This is a genomic window from Providencia sp. M-27 (assembly GCF_011077905.1).
Classification (GTDB): domain Bacteria; phylum Pseudomonadota; class Gammaproteobacteria; order Enterobacterales; family Enterobacteriaceae; genus Providencia; species Providencia huaxiensis.
This window is the reverse complement of record NZ_JAALBT010000005.1, coordinates 38863-59878: the sequence shown is the minus strand read 5'-3', so window position 1 is coordinate 59878 and position 21016 is coordinate 38863. Positions and strand designations below refer to the sequence as shown.

Sequence of the window (21016 nt, the reverse complement as noted above, 5' to 3'; positions counted from 1 at the left end):
AAAAGATAGCCATTGAATATCCAGTGGTTATCTTTTCATTTCATGTTGTTGGCTTAATAGCGATTCAATAACGTGGATCAGCGTCTCTCGTGACTCTCTGTCATCAACAAACCCCGCCGCACTGATTTTTGCTTTTGGTGCGTAATAGGCTACAGAGCCCCAAAAACCTAAATGGGAATACAGGGTGATGCCATTGACAACATTTACCATGATGCCCAATCTATAATTTTCTGCGCCATCGTGAGAACCCATACTTAGCATAGTCTCTAGCGTATTTGGTGATGAAAAAATATTTCCCTCAAACAGCGCTTCTAGAAATATCGCCATTTGTTTCGAGGACATAACTAAACCACCACCGCCATAGGCATCCATGGAGGCATGAATATGTGTGCCATCCCATTTACCTAAATATTGACGAGCCCGTGGTGTCGCGATTTCCGGTGGTTGTTCTAATGACTCCCAATATGCGCTTTCAAGACCAATAGAGTCGAAATGCAAAAGCTCCCTAACAGCTAGGCCAAGAGATTGTCCCGTAATTCGTTCAATAATATTACCGAGCAAAATATAACCCGTATCTGAATAAATAAAGGATTTAGAAGGCGAAAACGTTGGAAATTGTTTACGCATGTACATTTCGACTTGCTCTGTTCGGCTCCAAACATAATTAGGCTGCTTAAGAACGGCTTTGAGGTAGTCACCATCAGCATGGTCTAGTAGGCCGCTGCTGTGCTCCAGTAAATGGCGAATGGTGATAGTGTGAGTGTTATATTGGGTACTGAGTAGCGCATTATATTGTGGGTCAATATATTCAGATATTGCATCATAAATACTAAGTTTCCCCATTTCAGCAAGACGTAAAATTGCAGCCGCAGTAAATGTCTTTGTATTACTGGCAATTCGCAGCGGTGTATCAACAGAGAGGGGTATACCTTCAAGATCTGCTCCTCTAGCGCAGAAGGTTCCCACGCTATTTTGGGGTTGATTATGGTAGTAAAGGACGACACCACAAGTTAAATTTTCGAGTTGTTGAATAGAGGTGGTCATAATAATCTCATTATTAAATGATTAAGATGAGGATACATGCCATCTTAATCATATTCATACGAACCAATGTACGCTTTACATGCGCTGAAAGTAGTAATATGGCATCCATACTATGGTAAGTGTTTTTTCTTTTTATATAAATTTGGTGCTATGTTTGTTCTCAATATAAGAACATAAAATGTACCCAGATATTGATGTAAAGGAAATAGCATGAACAACTCGAATACATTTCTACAACGGTTAGGCTTGCGTTATCCCATTATACAAGCTCCGATGGCAGGAGTTTCCACCCCAGCGCTAGCCGCTGCAGTTTCAGAGGCGGGCGGGCTTGGCTCACTAGGCCTAGGTGCAAATTCAGTGGAACAAGCTCGCCAATTGATTACTCAAACGCAAGCACTGACAAGTAAAGCATTCAATGTCAATTTATTCTGCCATTTACCTGCGAAACGTCATCCTGATAATGAACTGGCATGGAGCCAGTATTTGGCGCCTTATTTTGCTCAATTTAATGAGACTCCACCTTCCTATCTCAATGAAATTTATGACACTTTTTTAGATAACTCAGAAATGTTATCTATGTTACTTGAAACAAAACCTGCAGTAGTGAGTTTTCATTTTAATATTCCATCCATCAAGGTAGTCCAGCAATTGAAACAGCATGGTATTTATACCATGGCGACGGCAACGAATTTACAAGAAGCACAACAAGTTGAATTGGCTGGAATTGATGCTGTTGTCGCACAAGGTATTGAAGCGGGAGGGCATCGAGGCATATTTGATTTGCAGGCTTTAGATGAAGAACTGACCACTTATGAATTAGTGACATTAATATCTCAACATATTGATTTACCAGTGATTGCAGCTGGTGGCATGATGGATGGGCAAGGTATTAATATGGCTTTAGACTGCGGTGCAGCTGCCGCTCAATTGGGCACTGCATTTTTGCTTTGCCCTGAATCTGCCGCGAATACAGGCTATCGGGCTAAGGTCAAGCAGCAAACAGCGGATCACACTCAACTAACGTCTGCAATTTCAGGGCGCCCAGCGAGAGGGATTATTAATCAATTTATTCGAGCAGGTAACGGCTATGAGACAAGTCAATTACCTGATTATCCATTGGTTTATGATATTGGTAAGCAGCTCAATGCAGCGGCAATAAAATCAGGTAGTGATGAGTTTGCGGCGTATTGGGCGGGGCAGAATGTGGCGAAAGCTCGCGAGATGTCAGCGTCTTTATTGGTTAGAACGTTGGCCGAAGAAATGAAACGCTCGCTTTAAACGGTGGTAGGGCGGTTTGTCTTACCGCCCCAACAAGTTGTTATTTAATCATTTCGTTATCCAATGAACCTTTTGGTTCATCAGTCGCTATCCAAGCTGCACAAAATAAGGTTAAACGCGCAAAGAAGTAGAAGAATGCCATTAGCCCAAGCACTGAACCAAATGCGGCTCCAGAAGGCGATGAAGCAAGGTTAGGCAAAATCCAGGTCATGATGGATTTAATGATTTCAAACCCAATGGCAGCCAGTAATGTTCCTTTAAAGAGTGACTTACGGCGATGTTGCATGCGAGGTAGGATCCAAAAAATCCATAAAAATAACAGGAAATTAGCTGTAATTGATATTGTTAAGCCAATCAGTGTCCAAGCAGGTTTAAGCCATTCTATACCATCTAACCCAAGTGTACTGACAATCGTCGCTTGTGCAGAGCCAGCAACAGAGGTAAGCGTAATTGTCACAATTAAGGCAATAAGTAGGCCAATTAAAGCAAAGAAGTCGCGAATATAGCGGAAGATAATATTTTCATGTTCATCTTCATTGCGCTCCCACACAGGGCGTGATTGCGCCAAAATAGCTAAACGTAAGTTATTAACCCAATTAACCCCTGAGTATACCGCTAAAGCTAACCCTGTCAGCCCCACTGTCGTACGTTGACGTATTGCGGTATCTATTGTTCTTTCTAATGTATTTGCGAGCGTAGGGTCAGTAATATTTGCAGAAATTCCACGAACTAATTTTTCAAGTAATTCAGGATTACTGGCTAATACAAAACCGGCAGCGGCGAATGAAAACATTAAAACAGGAATTAAAGAGAGAAAGGAGAAATAGGTAATTGCAGCCCCAAACTGGTTCCCCATTCGGTCGTTAAAGCGTTGCACGGTACGAATGATATGAGCAATAAAAGGAATTGCACAAATAAAGTCCACAACTCGCATTGAGAAGGTCACTGCTTTTTTACTGCCATCAATGCTTCTATTCAGTGTCGCTTTCAGTTTATTGGTATCTTTTTGTTCTTCTTCCTGCGTATTCGACATTTAATCCCCTTTTCCCGCAACTAAAAATTGTCTGACTTTTCGACCTATTTAATGCCTATAAATGAATGATATGCATAATACTATAGCTTAAATTGGCCAGTAACTTCATCCCAATGACTATTTTAAGAGATGAATAGTCATTGGAACGTTTGTTTAAAGTCAAAGCAACTGGTTAATTAATCAGAGAAAAAGGGACGTTAGAAATTAAAGCGCATCTTTATAAACTTGCAGTTCAGCTTGGGCTTCTTTTAATTCAGCTTGAGCTTCTGCGAGTTTTCTTTCACGTTTTTTAATTTTGTCGCTGTCATCACCTTTTAATTTTTCTTCCTGTAGCTCAGCCTCTCGCTCTTGCACTTTTTCTGTCTTTTCATCCACCGCTTTTTGGCTATCACGGTATAAAGATTCTGGTGTGCAATAACGATTCACATTATCTAGTGCTTCTTCTAATCCTCTAACTCGATGTTGATTTCCATGTTGTTTAGCGTAATTAATTTGCTCTTCAATGCGTTGTTTTTTTATTTCGCAGCCATTTTGTGTTTTTGCTGCCATTACTGATGCACTAGTAAAAAAAGCAATACAAATACTAGTTGTAAGGAGTAGTTTATTCATCATTTACCTCTGTTTGTTTTGGTATTTGTGTTTAGGATAGCGTTTTGTTTCTTTTCAGTCATGTGAATTTTAGCGTGACTATGGTTATGACATTTGTAGCCAAATTTAGCTATAATGGGGCGGAAGAATAAATCCGGTCTATTTTTTGTTCAAAAAGGCTATCTTTAAAGAATCTATTTAATAATAGTCATCCTAGTGGCTAATATTGAATTTCCTCAGGAAATAAACGTTACATGTTAAGTTATCGTCACAGCTTTCACGCAGGCAACCATGCTGATGTGTTAAAACACACAGTACAGAGCTTGATCATTGAATCTCTGAAAGAGAAAGAAAAACCGTTTCTGTATATAGATACGCACTCAGGTGCTGGCCGTTATCAATTAACGGGGGAGCATGCAGAAAAAACAGGTGAATATCTTGAAGGGATTGCGCGTATTTGGGAGCAACCTGATTTGCCTGAGGAATTATTGCCGTACATGAATATTGTGCGCCAATTGAATGATAATGGGCGTTTACGCTATTACCCAGGTTCACCATTATTAGCAAAATATCTATTACGTGAACACGATAAACTGGTATTAACTGAATTACATTCGAGCGATTATCCATTATTGCGCACCGAATTTTCACGGGATAACCGCGCACAAGTTTTCAAGGAAGATGGATATCAACAGCTGAAATCGAAATTACCCCCACAGAGCCGACGTGGCTTTGCACTGATGGATCCTCCTTATGAAATGAAGACGGATTATGAAGCGGTCGTGAAAGGGGTGGTAGAAGGCTATAAACGCTTCGCAACAGGAACTTATGCAATTTGGTATCCTGTTGTATTACGTCAACAAATTAAGCGTATGGTCAATCAATTAGAAGCAACGGGTATTCGTAGAATACTGCAAATTGAATTGGCGGTACGCCCTGATAGCGACCAACGTGGAATGACAGCGTCTGGTATGATAGTGATCAACCCACCTTGGAAACTTGAGCAGCAAATGAAGAATGTGCTGCCGTGGTTACATAAAACACTCGTCCCAGAAGGCACTGGACATACGTTAGTTGACTGGATTGTGCCAGAGTAACCTATATTTTTGATAGATAATGCCAATTAAATTAACAGGTGTTATCTATCGTAAAGCGCTATTTATGCCATGACAATCAATAGCATGATGCGAGAAAATGCATTCATAAATCATTCAATCAATGGGAATAACCAAATTATGAGCAAACATTACGACTATATCGCAATTGGTGGCGGAAGCGGTGGTATTGCGTCGATGAACCGTGCAGCAATGTATGGGCAAAAATGTGCCTTAATTGAGGCGAAAGCATTAGGTGGGACTTGTGTTAACGTGGGTTGCGTACCTAAAAAGGTAATGTGGCATGCGGCACAAATTTCTGAAGCTATTCGCAATTATGGCCCTGATTATGGTTTTGATGCGACAATTAATCGTTTTGACTGGAAAACATTGATTGATAGCCGTACTGCTTACATTGACCGCATTCACCAATCTTATGACCGTGTCTTAGGTAATAATAAAGTTGATGTTATCAATGGGTTTGCGCGTTTTATTGATGCGCATACTGTTGAAGTGAATGGTGAAACCTATACGGCCGACCATATTTTGATTGCGACAGGTGGTCGCCCGGTGATCCCTGCTATCCCAGGGGCACAATACGGGATGACTTCTGACGGTTTCTTTGAACTTGAAGCCTTGCCAAAACGTGTTGCGGTTGTGGGAGCCGGTTATATTGCCGTTGAACTCGCTGGTGTATTAAATGGTTTAGGTGCAGAGGCGCATTTATTCGTGCGTAAACATGCCCCGTTACGTTCATTTGACCCACTTATTGTTGAAACATTAGTGGAAGTCATGAATACGGAAGGTCCAAAACTGCACACAGAATCAATTCCAAAAGAAGTCGTGAAAAATGCAGATGGTTCACTGACATTAAAATTGGAAAATGGCCAAGAACAAACAGTAGATGCATTAATTTGGGCAATTGGCCGTGAACCAATGACTGATAACCTGAATATTGAAGCCACAGGTGTCGCACTGAATGAAAAAGGCTATATCAAGGTTGATAAATACCAGAACACCAATGTACCGGGTGTCTACGCGGTGGGTGATAACACTGGAGCGGTTGAATTAACCCCAGTTGCGGTTGCGGCTGGTCGTCGTTTATCTGAGCGTTTATTTAATAATAAACCGGATGAGCACTTAGATTACAGTAATATTCCAACTGTGGTGTTTTCACACCCACCAATTGGCACTGTTGGTTTAACTGAACCAGAAGCGATTGAAAAATATGGCGCGGATAAAGTTAAATGTTATAAGTCATCTTTCACAGCAATGTACACCGCGGTTACTTCGCACCGTCAGCCTTGCCGCATGAAGCTAGTTTGTGTTGGCGACGATGAAAAAATCGTCGGTATCCATGGTATTGGTTTTGGTATGGATGAAATGTTACAAGGTTTCGCAGTTGCATTAAAAATGGGTGCAACCAAAAAAGACTTTGATAATACTGTTGCTATTCACCCAACAGCGGCAGAAGAATTTGTGACCATGCGTTAAGTCTTGGTTATTTAAATTAAAAGCTAAGTTCGAATGAACTTAGCTTTTTTTTGCATTATTTCGCCAACAGTTCTGTAATTGCGGGGATGGTCGCTAAGCTATCAAGGTATTTTTGCATCGCAGGGGTGGTTTCCATGACTTGGTATTTGACTAAAAACATCACAAATGCGCCAACATACACATCGACAGCAGTAAATTGTTCACCACAAATAAACGGTTTCGCGCTGTTTAAACCCACTTCTAAACAAGCCATTGTGCGTTCGACAGAACCAAAACCAGAAGACTTTTGTTGCTCTTCGTCTAATTGAATGCCTAAATTATTGATGGTAAAGGCAGATTCAATTGGGCCAGCAGTAAATAAGAACCAACGGTAGTAATCTGCACGTTTAGGGTCATTCAAAGCTGGTGCTAAACCTTTTTCAATAAACTTATCTGCTAAATACAAACAAATTGCAGCGGTTTCAGTGACGACGGCATCACCATCAACAAGCGCAGGGACTTTTGCCATGGGATTAATTGCAAGATATTCAGCTGTGTGCATATCTGCACCATAGTCTAATTCAATACGTTTGTAAGGAACGTCTAAAATTTTTAAAAGTAGGTCGACAGTATTGCCACGTGACATTGAATTAGTAAACAGAACCAGTTCGCTCATGGTGATTTCCTTATATGAAGTTGAGTGCTTACTATAAGGGAGCGGAGTGTCAGAAATTGTCAGGAGAGACGCACAATACTTCTTTTTGCCAGCGCTCTAGTAGGTAATTTTTGGGATAAGGTAGTTTATCTGAAAGAGCATGATAAGACTGAATGCGATCTAAACGAAAATGGCGGTAACTTTCACGTAATTCACACCAAGCGGCCAACACTTGTGAATCTTTCATATAACCAATCGCAATTGGCCAAATAATACGTTCGCTAGGTTGGTTTTGGCCATCTAGGTAAGTCATTTGAGCTTTGCATTCTTCGCGCAAGCTTAAACGCAAATCTTTAGCTATTGTGTCATTAATGTCATAGAAATGAGTGGTTGGGGCAAATAAGGTATTTTGATTTAAGATTTTCTGTGAATGACCTGCCACCACCGCATTAATCTTACTTATCGCTCGTATTGCCGAGTTTTTAAGTTCTGTATCTGTGTTACTTTTTACCCAACGCAAACCTAATATTAAGGCTTCGAGCTCATTTTCATCAAAAGTTAAAGGCGGTAATAACAGACCTGTTTTTAATTGGTAGCCAATACCGGCTTCACCAATAATTTCCGCACCTTGGTCACGTAATGACTCTATATCCCGATAGATCGAACGCACGCTGACCTGCAGTTGTGATGAAAGTGCTTCTGCCGTAATAGGATAGCGATTCTCTTTGAGTATCTGCAATAATGTGAGTAGGCGCTGCGTGCGGGTCATGAAGTTGTCTGCTTAATATTATAGAGTGAGAAAAACAGCAAAGATAATTTGTCTATCTATAGTAAAAAAATAATAAGCGGAATGCTAATTTATTGGTGATAAAGGGAGTGGGGAGCTCCCTTTATCGATAGAGATAGAATAAACGGTAATATCATTTAAAACGTTAAAACAGTTTTCAGCCCCAAGACCCATGCATCTGATGTTTTTTTGACACCACCCGGTTGATGCCAATATTGCATACTTGGTTGGAGTTCTAACCAATGAACAGGCTTAAAGCGATAATAGAGTTCTGCATTTAATGCGTTTGAAGTAATAGGATGATATAACGGGTCATTATAATCGGTGATCCCTAGCTGCTCATTTTGTATTTTTTGGTTTTTTGCAAAGTGGTCACTGAGCTCAATATAGGAAACTCCGAGGCCAATCCAATCTTCAGGTCTGGCATCAAAAGCCCCGCGGTAGCGAAGGGAGCTTGAGACAACATAATTCATGAAATTACTGCGCTCATCATGGTAACTACCACTAACAGATAGACTTAAACCTCGATTTTCATCGTCTTGGTGGCGAGTTAATTGTTGGTTCATTCCGCCATAGGCAAACCATGTGTTGTTGTAGCTTTTATCTTTATACAGATCATGCTGTTTGGCATTGGTATATAATAATCCCAGGTTATAAGCACCAGGCAACCCATTGACGAAAGTACGGTTTTCAATTTCTAAAGGTAATAAAATGCCTTTACTGCCTTTGGTTGACCAACTCCATGCATGGCTTCTATCTGTCGCTTGAGGATTTTGCTCCATAACCCCTGTTTTGATGGTGATTCCGGGGGTGATTTTATAGCTAACAGTTGTTCCCCAAGTATGAATATTCCAGTTACTCCATGTCAGGGCGTTAGCTGATTTTCCACCACATTGGCTGAGTAATTGGAAATCACAAGGAATAATTTGGTCAAACTCTTGTACTTTGTTCATCATACCAATACGCCAGGTTAATCGGCGGTCATCAAAGCTACGAGCGAAAGTAAGCCATCCTAATCGTGTTATGGAGCCGCCCCCATAGCTTTCTTGTGCAAGGTCGTTATTCGGTACCCGAGGGTCTTGCAGGCGTTTAACGGTCAGGTTGTCTTCATGGTTTCGATTGACAATATTTCCTTCAATACGGGCATCAGGAATACCTGTCCAACGTTCAAGGTCTTGTGTGAATGTAAAAGCAAATTGGTCGATATAAGCAGTATGTTTATCATTATTGTAGCCACCCCCTGCATTATAGGCGATTTGGCTCAAATAATTGCTGTGAAATGAAAAACCGTGGTCGGATAATATAGGACGTATTCCTAACATATCGCCAAATATTCCTTTAGGGGCGGGTTCAAAGCCTAAAACAGTTCCATTCCATTGTTGCTCATTCGCGATAGCTGGTAACGTTAAAAATAACAAAGAGAATAATAATTTTTTATTCATGTCGGAAATAACCTATTAGCAATAGTTTGCCTTAACCCAATAGTAAATAATGGGTTTATGCAGTTGTTTTTTTAATCTAAGGGCTCTCGAGATAAATAAATTATCCCGAGATGGTTTTTATTATATTGAGGTGTTTATTTTATTAGCGTAATAACTCTCCTTGGCTCTTAATAATACTTTGATACCAATAAAAGCTTTTTTTACGTTTTCTTTCGAGAGAGCCATTGCCTTGGTTGTCACGGTCAACATAAATAAAACCATAGCGTTTTGACATTTCAGCTTTGGATGCGCTAACAATATCGATTGGCCCCCAGCTGGTATAGCCCATAATGTCTACACCATCTTGGATGGCTTCGTGTATCTGAACTAAATGGTTGTTTATATATTGAATACGATAATCATCAATAATTTCTCCCTCAGGCGTTATTTCATCAATAGCGCCTAATCCATTTTCAACAATAAATAATGGTTTTTGGTATCTATCCCATAATAAATTTAAAAGTGTTCTAATCCCTTTGGGATCTATTTGCCATCCCCACTCTGAACTTTCTAAATGAGGATTTGGAACCATGCTGAGAATATTTCCGCGTTTTTTCTCATATTCATCTTTATCTGCAGTCACACAGCCCGTCATATAATAACTGAATGAGATAAAATCCACGGTATGCTGTAAATCACGCTTATCTTCTTCTGTTATCGTAATATTAATTTGCTGGTCTTTAAAATAACGCAGCATATAGCCTGGGTATTGCCCTCTACACTGTACATCACCAAAAAACAGCCATTTACGATTTTCCGTCAGGGTTTCCCACACATCATCAGGTTTACAGGTTAATGGATAAACAAGCCCCCCTAATAACATATTACCGATTTTGGCATCAGGAATAATGTCATGGCAGGCTTTCGTGATTCTTGCACTGGCAACGAGCTGGTGGTGAATTGCTTGGTAAACCGCTGAAGGAGAACTATTTTCAGGCAGGCCTACGCCAGTCATTGGTGCATGTAAAGACATATTGATTTCATTGAATGTCAGCCACAGTTTGACTTTATCTTTATAGCGCTCAAAGACTGTACGCGCATAACGTTCGAAAAATTCAATTGTTTTACGGTTTCCCCAACCGCCATATTGTGTCACTAGGTGGTAGGGCATTTCATAGTGGGATAAAGTAATAACAGGTTGAATGTTATATTTCGCCATTTCATCAAATAAACTATCATAAAAAGCGAGGCCTTCTTCATTAGCTGTTAATTCGTCACCAAGTGGAAATATACGGCTCCATGCAATAGAGGTGCGTAAGCAGGTAAAACCCATTTCAGCGAAAAGTGCGATGTCGGTTTTATATTGATGATAAAAATCGATGGCAATATCTTTAATAAAACTCTCATTTGGCGTTCTTTCAATTAATGAGCCAAATATGCCATGAGGCAGAACATCAGATGTGCTGAGTCCTTTACCCGCAGTTAAATAAGCACCTTCAGCTTGATTGGCTGCAATTGCGCCACCCCATAAAAATGAATTTGGAAATTTAACCATGCCTAGCTCCTTATTTGTGGTTGACGGTGATAAATTTTTGACCGCGTTGAATTGATTTATTGAGTTCAACAAACTCGATTGACGCATAATCATCACTGTTGCTAACAATGACAGGGGTTGTTAAGTCATATCCTGCCTCGAGAATTTTTTCTCGGTCAAATGTCAGCAATAAATCACCTGCTTTGAATACATCACCTTGTTTAATTTGAGGTGAAAAATGAAGCCCATCTAGTTTTACGGTATCGATCCCCACATGAATGAGCAGTTCAATGCCGCTTTGACTTAACAGCCCTAATGCATGGCCTGTTTTAAATAATGAGCTCACTTCACCATCGAATGGCGCATAGACTTCCCCTGTACTTGGAATAATGGCGGCACCTTGCCCAAGTAAACCACTTGCAAAAGTTTCATCTGGGGTATCTTTTAATGGGATAGCTGCACCGCTCAGGGGGGCAAGAACTTCATTAGGTGCTTCATGAGGTGTAGAGGCAATATCCGCTTTAATGGGTGTTTCAGGAGATATTGCTTCTTTTTTTATACCAAAAAAACGGGTTGCGGTAGCAGCAAATAAGAAAGAGAGTGCTGTACCAATAATGGCTCCCCAAACGGTATTATCAATACCGTGTTCAGGGATGATCTGTGCAAAAGTGAAAATATTAACCAAGCCAAATGAGAATGTCAGTGTTTGGCTATAGCCGACAATTGCACCGCCAACACCACCGCCAATACAGCCAAAAATAAAAGGTCGGCGAAGAGGAAGGGTAACACCATAAACGGCAGGTTCCGTGATACCAAATAAGCCAGCCGTGACTGAAGAGCCCGCCATGATTTTCATTTTTGCATTTTTTGTGGCTAACAAAACACCTAAAGTGGCGCCAATTTGCCCTGCTACAGCGGGAAGTAGTAGAGGGAACAGCGCATCGTGGCCTAGGGCGCTTAAGTTATTAATACCAATTGGGACAATTCCCCAATGTAAGCCGAAAATAACGCATATTTGCCAAACTGCACCCATGAAGGCACCAGCGATAACAGGGGCAAAGTTATAAATAGCTTGGAAGCTTTCCGCAATTAACATGCTTACCCATGTTGCTAAAGGCCCAACAACAAGGAAAGTAAGCGGGACAATAATGAGTAAGCACAGGAAAGGCGTAATGAAATTCTTCATTGTTGAAGGTAAAACTTGGTTTAGTCGCTTCTCAAGCAGGCAGCTTAACCAAGCAGCGAAAATGATCGGAATAACAGAAGCCGCATAATTAATAAAAGTGACTGGGATACCTAAAAAATATTCAGGTGGAGTGCCAGCAATGAGGCTTTGTTGAAAAGCACTCATCATCATTGGGTGAATGAGTGCCCCACCAATCGTCATCGTAACAAATGGGCTTCCACCAAATTTTTTTCCTGCGGTATAGCCGAGCACGAGAGGGAAAAAATAGAATAAAGCGTCACTTGCCGCAAACCAGATTTGATAAGTACCACTGCTTGAGGATAACCAACCTAATGCTTCTGATAATGATAGCAACCCTTTTAAAATACCCGAAGCGGCCATAATGCCTAAAATAGGGGTAAAGATGCTAGAAACGATATCGATAAAGTAACTAAATAGGTTTTCTTTATCTTTTTTTACTGCGTTTTCATCTGTTTTTGGGCGCTGATTGATTGAATTTGGCGTTGTATCGAGTAATTGGTTAACGGCTTGGAAAACTTCGTTAACGTGATTGCCTATTACAACTTGAAACTGACCACCACTTTCGACCACGGTAATAATCTCAGGGCTTTGCTTTAATTGCTCTGCATTGGATTTTTGGCTTTCTTTTAGTTTAAAGCGTAGGCGTGTTGCGCAATGTATTAAATCAACAACGTTGTCTTTTCCTCCAACGTTTTCGATAATTTGTTCCGCTAAGGCTTGGTATTTCATAATTAATTCCTTTATTACCTCAATAATGAAAGCCACATTACTATTGATAAATAAGCAAAAAAAAACCTGACTTACCACCAATACGAATAAGATTAGTGGTATAAATCAGGTTTTGCCTGCCGGAAGGCAGTAACAATCCATCTGGTTTTTATTAGTTTGTATTAATAAATAGTTTTAGGCTTACTTCCTGTCATTTATGTGACGACTTTTCTTTCCTAATACGCTCTATATGAATGGTGAGATACATTCGTTCTTCATCTGTTAAGTCGCGTTGATATTTCTTGGCTAAAAAAGTACTGACTTTTTCGGCACATTTCCAAGAAATTGAATAATTTTCTTTGATGACAAGATGCATTGCAATATCGTCATTAGGAACAGGTTCATTGCTCATCATTCGATGGGTGAAAAATTTCAAGTGAGTCACAAACCGCTGGTAACTTAGCGTGTCCTCGTGATATTCAATTTGTAGGTGATATTTTACGATATTCATGATTTCATTCATGATTTCCATCGTTTCCATGACAATTGGCATTTCACCCGTCAATTGTGCATTAACGAAATGTAACGCGATAAACCCAGCTTCATCGATGGGTAATTCAATCTCTAAATCTTGCTTAATTAAGGCCAGTGACGCTAATCCCAACTGGTACTCTTTGGGATAAAGTCGCTGAATTTCCCATAACATGGTATTAGTGATAGCGAGGCCTTTTTGTTGCCTTTCAATTGCATAATTACAGTGATCAGTTAAAACGATATATAAGCTTTCATGTAGGCTGCCAAGTTTACTTTTCGCATTTTCAATTATCTTGTCACAGACTTTCATGACAGAAATCGGTATTTGGCTCAACAATTCACTTAATCGGTTTGTTAATTCATGGCTACGTAACTCAAAGATTTTTTCTATTTTTTTAGGATCGATAAAGTCATTAACCTTCATTTGAAAGGCGAGTCCACGCCCCATGATGACAATTTCTTGCTGTTGTTCATTTAGGGCAACGACCACATTGTTGTTTAAAATTTTTGCGATCTGCATTTTGTTTCCCCTGAAACGAAAAAAACCTGATAGCACAATGACAATTCATTGACTAATCAGGTTTTGCCTGCGTAATAAGTGCAGTAACAATCCAATAACTTAATTTTCAAATACTGTAATTAAACTTTTTGGGTTATTCAAACAGCAAAGTATGAAAATGTGAACTCACACGCTCAATTCAGCCAATCTCTTTTTTGCATGGCTAATGACGGTATCGTGCTTATTTAATTGTTTTTTGCTGCCAAGACACTTTTTTGCCACCAAGACACAATGTAATCAGCAATTTGTTCTGGGCTATTGATATCTAACTGCGGCACGTGAGTATCAATGATTTCATTACTGGCAACAGCAACCACATAGTCATCTATTAAGCCGTTTAACGGTTTACCCACCTCAGAACGGAACAAGGCAATTTTGTCGATCGTCTCATGTTTGAATCCTTCAACGAGGATCAGATCTAATGAAGCGGGATCGAAACGGCTGGCTAAATAGCGTAGATCCATGTCATTCGCGTCGGGGGTTTCAGTCATCAGTGCCCAGCGTTTTTCACTGGCAACAAGCGTTTGGTCAGCACCAGCTTTGCGTAATTCAAAGCTGTCTTTGCCTGGTTTATCCACTTCCATGTCATGGTGAGTGTGTTTAATTAAACCAACGCGTACGTTACGCTGCTTGAGCAGAGGAATAACTTTTTTTAATAGGGTTGTTTTTCCTGTGCCGCTGTAAGCGGTAATTCCAAGTAGGGGTAGAGTATTTTGCTTCATGATTCTTTTTGTTGTAGCTCCCAGTTACGGCTATCTTCCAGTGTATTAAGATTCGCAAATGAACCAGACTCAGGTGAGAAAATAACGCCTTTTGCATTAACTTCATGCATAAATAGCATTAATTTACGGTCACCTCTTGCAAGGTAATCATCGAGTTGAGTTTTTAGTGAACGGTGTAATAAAGCAAATGTAGGGTGTTCTCGTTCTGCATCACAAGCGTAGCAGGCTAAATGTTTTTCTTTCTCATTAAACATTTTCTCCACTAAATTGAGAGGAAAAGCGGGAACATCGCAAGGCACAAACAGTAACCAGTCAGTTGTCGCGTGGTGCAAAGCAGATTGCATTCCTGCTAATGGGCCAGAAAAATGGTTATTTAAGTCAGAAATGACGGTCAATAGGCTTTCGCTGTAACGTGCCTGATTACGGTTTGCATTGATGAGTACTTCGCCAACTTGGGGTTGTAAGCGTGCTAAAATATGTTGATAGAGCGGTTTTCCCGATAAAAGTACCAACCCTTTATCTTGCCCCCCCATTCGAGTGCCTCGGCCACCAGCGAGTATCACACCGGTTATTGACTGACGAAATGACATGTTCAATATCCCTGAATATCTTCAAGAAAATGTTTCAACATTCCTATAAAACACTTTCGAGTATAGTAATTACTAAAATTTATTCTATTTTGCTATAAAATCAATGAATATTCGTGCGTATTGCCGTTAAACTTTACGTAGATTGACAACAGTTCGCTTTTTCTCTTGTATGATTATTGGTAACTTGTATCAAATATTCGTGATAAAGGAATAAACATGAAATGCCATCGCTTAAATGAAGTTATTGAGCTTCTGCATCCTGTCTGGAAAGATAATTCAGATTTAAACTTGGTAGAATTATTGCAAAAATTAGCTGATGAAGCTGGCTTTAAAGGTAGTTTATCTGAGTTAACAGACGATGTGCTGATTTATCATTTAAAAATGCGTGGCTCGGACAGCAATGAAGCGATCCCGGGTTTAAAAAAAGATTATGAAGATGACTTTAAAACCGCTATTTTGCGTGCCCGTGGCATCATTAAAGACTAAAGCGCGATGGATGAAATAGAACATTCGAATTTCCATTTTAGTGGAATTTCCCCTGACTTAATTTTAGATGCCTTAATGGAAGTTGGGGTTTACCCCGAATCAGGGCTACTTGAATTAAATAGCTACGAAAATCGTGTTTATCAGTTCCAAGACGAAAATCGGCAACGTTATGTGGTTAAATTTTACCGTCCTGAACGTTGGAACCGCTCACAAATTCAAGAAGAGCACGATTTTACTTTAGAACTGCGAGACGAAGGGTTATCTGTAGCCGCACCTCTTGAGTTTGCAGGGCAAACGGTATTGGAATTTGGTGGGTTTATATTTGCAATTTTTCCGAGTATCGGTGGCCGGCAATATGAAACCGACAATTTGTTTCAATTAGAAAGTGTAGGCCACTTACTAGGGCGTATACACCAAATTGGTCAGCGTAAAAACTTTGCATTTCGTCCGACAATAGGTCTCGATGAATATTTGGCGCAACCCCGCCAAGTGATGGCATCAAGCCCTTTGATTGCAGAACGGTATAAAGCCCAATTTATGGCGTCTTTAGATGCATTGATTGCACAAGTAAAATTACAATGGCCTGATTCACATTCATCTATTCGCCTACAAGGTGATTGCCATCCAGGCAATATTCTATGGCGTGATGAAGCTTGGATGGTGGATTTTGATGATGCCCGAAACGGGCCTGCAATCCAAGACCTCTGGATGCTGCTTAATGGTTCTCGTCAAGATCAAGTCATTCAATTGGATACGTTATTAGAAACGTATAATGAGTTTTGTGATTTTGATGTAAAACAGCTGAAGCTTATTGAACCTCTTAGAGCAATGCGCATGGTACATTACCTCGGGTGGGTTATCCGCCGTTGGCAAGACCCTGCGTTCCCTCGAGCATTTTCATGGCTACAAGCTGATGATTTTTGGCAAAAACAATCGCTCGAATTTAATCAACAAATTGAACGGTTGCAAGACGCCCCTTTGCAGTTAACCCCTCAGTTTTAACTTTTAAGTTTTTGTTTTTGGAGAATGTAGTCTATGAAAAAAATTATGTTGGCTTTGCTTGGTATTGCCATGTCTTTTAGTGCTGCAGCGGCAAACTACACGGAAGGTAAAGAGTATACTGATGTTAAAGCTGTACCAAATTTACCTCAAGTTCTGGAGTTCTTCTCATTTTATTGCCCACACTGTTATCAATTTGAGAGTGTGTATAAAGTGCCTCAAACAGTAGAGAAAAACTTGCCAGAAGGCGTGAAGATGGAACGCTATCACGTTGACTTTCTTGGTCCTTTAGGCGCTGATTTAACTCAAGCTTGGGCCGTTGCGATTGTCCTGAAAGCAGAAGACAAAGTCACACCTATCCTGTTTGAAGGTATCCAAAAAACGCAAACTATTAACAGTAAAGCCGATATCCGTAATGCCTTTATCAAAGCAGGTATTTCTGGTGAAGAGTATGATGCAGCGTTAAATAGCTTCGTTGTGAAATCTATCGTTGCGAAACAGCAAAATGCAGCGCAAGACTTAAAACTGCGTGGTGTTCCTGCACTATTTGTTGATGGTAAATACCAAATTCGCAATAACGGTATCTCAGTTGATAACGCAGCTGACTACGGTAAAGAGTTCTCTAATGTTGTGAACTTCTTAGTAAATAAAAAATAATCGTAAATAGACGGTGGTATACTCGCCATCGTCTCTTTTTTCTATTAATATCCACAATTCAAAGACTTTCTCTCACCTGTATTAAACCCATTCAATTTTGTGCTAACCCTTTGATTTTACTTTTCTGTTTATATTGTTAATAGTCATATTACTTATTGAATTTACTGAGTAACACAAATTTACACACAAGCTTATCCACAGGATGTTAGTCAGATACTTAGTTAATCGGCGTGATTAATTTTAATTAACTGTAATCAATGGGGTACTTATAACAGTGGATGATTTGGTGTGTTTTTAATTATCTAACTAAGCAGAATATAAAACTTGGGATGTATCTGAGGCCACATTATGGCATCCTATTAGTATTCGTTCCTGACTAAAAAGATGATGACAGATTATGGCTCAGATTGCAGAAAACCCCCTTATTTTGGTTGATGGTTCTTCTTACCTATACCGTGCTTATCATGCATTCCCTCCACTGACCAATAGTGCTGGTGAGCCTACTGGGGCAATGTATGGCGTGCTTAATATGCTACGCAGTTTAGTTATGCAGTATAAACCTAGCCATGTAGCGGTTGTCTTTGATGCGAAGGGAAAAACATTTCGTGATGAATTGTTTGAAAGCTATAAGTCTCATCGCCCACCCATGCCTGATGATTTACGCGCTCAAATCGCCCCATTACATGAGATGGTTGAAGCGATGGGGTTGCCTTTACTTGTAGTTTCAGGCGTAGAGGCTGATGACGTTATCGGGACATTAGCCTGTGAAGCAAGCCGAAAAGGTATGCCTGTGTTAATCAGTACGGGCGATAAAGATATGGCGCAATTAGTTGAGCCTAATATTACGCTAATCAATACCATGAATAACACTATTCTAGGGCCTGATGAAGTTAAAGAAAAATACGGAGTTCCCCCTGAACTTATCATCGACTTTTTAGCATTAATGGGAGATTCATCAGACAACATTCCAGGCGTGCCTGGTGTTGGTGAAAAAACAGCACTCGCCTTGCTCCAAGGCATTGGTAGCTTAGAAGCAATTTATCGTGATCTTGACGCGATTGCCCCATTAGGCTTTAGAGGTTCTAAAACGTTAGCCCCTAAAATGGCGGAAAACCGTGAATTGGCTTTTTTATCCTATCAACTCGCGACGATCAAAACCGATGTGGAACTTGATAAAGCTTGTGAAGAGCTGCAAGTTGCTCAGCCTGATGTGGATAAACTGCATCAATTATTCAGCCGTTATGAATTTAAACGTTGGTTAACTGATGTTGAGAATGGGACTTGGATGGAGGGGAAAGGCGCAAGTACAAAAGCAAGCCCAACACCAGCAGCGTCACCGGTGAAGTCATCAAGCCCAGCAGTCCCAACATTGAGTGCTGAAAATTACCAAACGATTTTGGAAAAAGCCGATTTAGAGCAGTGGGTTGAAAAGTTGAGCAAAGCACCATTATTTGCTTTTGATACTGAGACGGACAGCTTAGATACTCAGGAAGCCCGTTTAGTGGGGATGTCATTTGCAATTGAGCCAGGGCATGCTGCTTATTTGCCATTAGGTCACGATTATTTGGATGCGCCAGTACAACTTCCTCTGGAAGAGGTTTTGGAAGTTATGAAACCTTTACTTGAGAGTGAAAAAATCCTCAAAATTGGCCAAAATTTGAAATATGACGCAGAAGTTCTTGAAAATTATGGCATTGAATTAAAAGGCATTGGTTATGACACAATGCTGGAGTCATATGTGTTAAACAGTGTTGCGGGGATGGGACGCCATGATATGGACAGCTTGGCCGACCGCCATCTGAACCATAAAACCGTGAGCTTTGAAGAAATCGCGGGTAAGGGCAAAAAACAGCTGACATTTAACCAAATTGCTTTAGAGCAAGCCGCTAATTATGCGGCGGAAGATGCAGATGTCACGTTATTACTGCATCAAGCGTTATATCCACAACTAGAGGCTGAACCTAAGCTTAATCACATTTTCCAAAATATTGAAATGCCACTTGTGCCTGTGTTAGTCCGAATGGAGCGTAAAGGCGTTTTAATTGACGCAAACGTGCTTGCTGCGCAGTCGAAAGTGATTACTGCCCGTTTAGCTGAATTGGAAAAAGAGGCTTTTGAGCTTGCAGGGGAAGAGTTTAACCTCGCTTCACCAAAGCAATTGCAAACGATTTTATTCGAAAAATTACAACTGCCAGTGATAAAGAAAACGCCAAGTGGGGCTGCGTCGACCAATGAAGAAGTGCTTGAAGAATTGGCGCTGAACCATGCATTGCCAAAATTGTTACTCGAGCACCGTAGTTTAGCCAAATTAAAATCCACGTATACGGATAAACTCCCTCTAATGATTAGCCCGCGGACTCAGCGTGTTCATACTTCTTATCACCAAGCTGTCACAGCAACAGGGCGTTTGTCTTCTCGGGATCCTAACCTACAAAACATCCCAGTGAGAACTGAAGAAGGGCGTCGTATCCGCCAAGCCTTTATTGCGCGTGAAGGCTACAAAGTGATGGCAGCGGACTATTCACAAATTGAATTACGTATTATGGCGCATTTATCCCAAGATAAGGGCCTATTAACCGCGTTTGCTGAAGGGAAAGATATCCATAAGGCGACGGCCGCTGAAGTCTTTGGTGTGCCACTGGAACAAGTTACTAGCGATCAACGTCGAAGTGCCAAGGCGATTAACTTTGGGCTTATCTATGGCATGAGCGCATTTGGTTTAGCACGCCAATTGGGGATCCCTCGTGGTGAAGCTCAGCGCTATATGGATCTCTACTTTGAACGCTACCCAGGTGTATTGCGTTATATGGAAAACACACGCTTACAGGCTTCCGAACAAGGCTATGTTGAAACACTTGAGGGGCGTCGTTTATATTTAGCGGACATTAAATCCAGTAATGGAATGCGCCGTAAAGCAGCAGAACGCGAAGCAATCAACGCACCAATGCAAGGAACCGCAGCGGACATCATTAAAAAAGCCATGATTGCCGTTGATAATTGGTTGCAAACGGAAAAACCACATGCAGACATGCTAATGCAAGTTCACGATGAATTAGTCTTTGAGGTCAAAGAGTCAGAATTAGAGCGTGTCCAAGCTCAAGTTCAGTCATTAATGGAACAAAGTATGAAACTCGATGTACCATTAAAAGTGGATGTGGGAATTGGTGATAACTGGGATGAAGCTCATTAATTTTTAACCATATTGAATATACAAACCTCCAAGACGTCATTGGAGGTTTTTTTATGTTCAGCAAAGGCATAACAGATAATTATGCATTTGAAATTATTTACTAGAAATTTAATCTAACTCTGCAATAAATCAATTATTTTTGTGATGACAGTCAAGAAAATGATTAACATTTTTATGCGACATGCATCTCATAAATATGTAATTAAAATCCGTTTTTTGGCTCATTCTATTCATATTTCAGTGCTGAATCGTAGAAAGCTTTGAAAAAAAATTACAAAAAGGCTTTTTTTCGAGCGAAAAATAAAGTACATTAATAGGCGTAGGGTACAGAGGTAAGATGTTCTATCTTTCAGACCTTTTACTTCACGTAATCGGATTTAGCTGAATATTAGCTGCTCCAGTCAAAGTTTTTTGACTGGAGCATTTTTTTATCTAAAATTCAGAGAATTAGAAGATA

Annotated in this window: 19 protein-coding genes; 8 read left to right on the top strand and 11 right to left on the bottom strand. The window is 40.3% G+C overall.

Going from position 1 to position 21016, the window contains the following annotated elements; all coding sequences use genetic code 11:
* Positions 1-27 precede the first annotated feature (27 nt).
* A complete protein-coding gene (locus tag G6Q48_RS09015; protein WP_207393025.1) occupies positions 28-1044 on the bottom strand; it encodes a serine hydrolase domain-containing protein in 1017 nt (338 codons plus the stop codon).
* 210 nt (positions 1045-1254) lie between these two features.
* On the opposite strand from G6Q48_RS09015, the gene G6Q48_RS09010 reads away from it, so the two are divergent.
* Positions 1255-2322 (top strand): NAD(P)H-dependent flavin oxidoreductase, encoded by a 1068-nt coding sequence (locus G6Q48_RS09010; protein ID WP_102138872.1) that lies wholly within the window; start codon positions 1255-1257, stop codon positions 2320-2322.
* A 40-nt stretch (positions 2323-2362) separates the two neighbouring features.
* Here the strand turns inward: G6Q48_RS09010 and yhjD are convergent, their stop codons facing one another.
* Positions 2363-3355, bottom strand: a complete 993-nt coding sequence (yhjD, locus tag G6Q48_RS09005; RefSeq protein ID WP_102138873.1) for an inner membrane protein YhjD — start codon at positions 3353-3355, stop codon at positions 2363-2365.
* Between the two features lie 204 nt (positions 3356-3559).
* On the bottom strand, positions 3560-3964 hold the full coding sequence (locus tag G6Q48_RS09000; RefSeq protein WP_166266209.1) for a DUF1090 domain-containing protein: 405 nt from the start codon (positions 3962-3964) through the stop codon (positions 3560-3562).
* A gap of 233 nt (positions 3965-4197) precedes the next feature.
* On the opposite strand from G6Q48_RS09000, the gene G6Q48_RS08995 reads away from it, so the two are divergent.
* Positions 4198-5040, top strand: coding sequence for a 23S rRNA (adenine(2030)-N(6))-methyltransferase RlmJ (locus G6Q48_RS08995; protein WP_102138875.1), 843 nt, complete (start codon positions 4198-4200; stop codon positions 5038-5040).
* A gap of 138 nt (positions 5041-5178) precedes the next feature.
* Complete coding sequence (gorA, locus tag G6Q48_RS08990; RefSeq protein ID WP_166265928.1) at positions 5179-6531, top strand: glutathione-disulfide reductase; 1353 nt, start codon at positions 5179-5181, stop codon at positions 6529-6531.
* Positions 6532-6586: 55 nt separating this feature from the next.
* Here the strand turns inward: gorA and G6Q48_RS08985 are convergent, their stop codons facing one another.
* From G6Q48_RS08985 to mobA, 8 genes are all read right to left on the bottom strand, one after another.
* Positions 6587-7186 (bottom strand): glutathione S-transferase family protein, encoded by a 600-nt coding sequence (locus tag G6Q48_RS08985; RefSeq protein ID WP_102138876.1) that lies wholly within the window; start codon positions 7184-7186, stop codon positions 6587-6589.
* 49 nt (positions 7187-7235) lie between these two features.
* The gene (locus G6Q48_RS08980) at positions 7236-7934 is read right to left on the bottom strand and encodes a helix-turn-helix transcriptional regulator (RefSeq protein ID WP_102138877.1); all 699 of its coding nucleotides are present in this window, start codon (positions 7932-7934) and stop codon (positions 7236-7238) included.
* Positions 7935-8089: 155 nt separating this feature from the next.
* Positions 8090-9394: a carbohydrate porin gene (locus G6Q48_RS08975; RefSeq protein WP_166265925.1), complete on the bottom strand. Its 1305-nt coding sequence runs from the start codon at positions 9392-9394 to the stop codon at positions 8090-8092.
* A 142-nt stretch (positions 9395-9536) separates the two neighbouring features.
* Positions 9537-10928, bottom strand: a complete 1392-nt coding sequence (gene ascB, locus G6Q48_RS08970) for a 6-phospho-beta-glucosidase (RefSeq protein ID WP_166265922.1) — start codon at positions 10926-10928, stop codon at positions 9537-9539.
* Between the two features lie 10 nt (positions 10929-10938).
* On the bottom strand, positions 10939-12843 hold the full coding sequence (gene bglF, locus G6Q48_RS08965) for a PTS beta-glucoside transporter subunit IIABC (protein WP_166265919.1): 1905 nt from the start codon (positions 12841-12843) through the stop codon (positions 10939-10941).
* 190 nt (positions 12844-13033) lie between these two features.
* A complete protein-coding gene (gene licT, locus G6Q48_RS08960; RefSeq protein ID WP_102138881.1) occupies positions 13034-13876 on the bottom strand; it encodes a BglG family transcription antiterminator LicT in 843 nt (280 codons plus the stop codon).
* 224 nt (positions 13877-14100) lie between these two features.
* Positions 14101-14637 (bottom strand): molybdopterin-guanine dinucleotide biosynthesis protein MobB, encoded by a 537-nt coding sequence (gene mobB, locus G6Q48_RS08955; protein WP_102138882.1) that lies wholly within the window; start codon positions 14635-14637, stop codon positions 14101-14103.
* Complete coding sequence (gene mobA / locus G6Q48_RS08950) at positions 14634-15227, bottom strand: molybdenum cofactor guanylyltransferase MobA (protein ID WP_166265916.1); 594 nt, start codon at positions 15225-15227, stop codon at positions 14634-14636. Before mobA ends, mobB begins: the two co-directional genes overlap by 4 nt.
* A 216-nt stretch (positions 15228-15443) precedes the next feature.
* On the opposite strand from mobA, the gene G6Q48_RS08945 reads away from it, so the two are divergent.
* The 5 genes from G6Q48_RS08945 to G6Q48_RS23180 all read left to right on the top strand — a co-directional run bounded on the left by G6Q48_RS08945 (position 15444) and on the right by G6Q48_RS23180 (position 20944).
* A complete protein-coding gene (locus tag G6Q48_RS08945) occupies positions 15444-15713 on the top strand; it encodes a YihD family protein (RefSeq protein ID WP_004262581.1) in 270 nt (89 codons plus the stop codon).
* 6 nt (positions 15714-15719) lie between these two features.
* Positions 15720-16715, top strand: a complete 996-nt coding sequence (locus G6Q48_RS08940; protein ID WP_102138884.1) for a serine/threonine protein kinase — start codon at positions 15720-15722, stop codon at positions 16713-16715.
* Between the two features lie 33 nt (positions 16716-16748).
* Positions 16749-17369 (top strand): thiol:disulfide interchange protein DsbA, encoded by a 621-nt coding sequence (gene dsbA / locus G6Q48_RS08935; protein WP_102138885.1) that lies wholly within the window; start codon positions 16749-16751, stop codon positions 17367-17369.
* Positions 17370-17766: 397 nt separating this feature from the next.
* Positions 17767-20559, top strand: coding sequence for a DNA polymerase I (polA, locus tag G6Q48_RS08930; protein WP_166265913.1), 2793 nt, complete (start codon positions 17767-17769; stop codon positions 20557-20559).
* A 337-nt stretch (positions 20560-20896) separates the two neighbouring features.
* The gene (locus tag G6Q48_RS23180; RefSeq protein WP_438361642.1) at positions 20897-20944 is read left to right on the top strand and encodes a hypothetical protein; all 48 of its coding nucleotides are present in this window, start codon (positions 20897-20899) and stop codon (positions 20942-20944) included.
* Positions 20945-21016 lie beyond the last annotated feature (72 nt).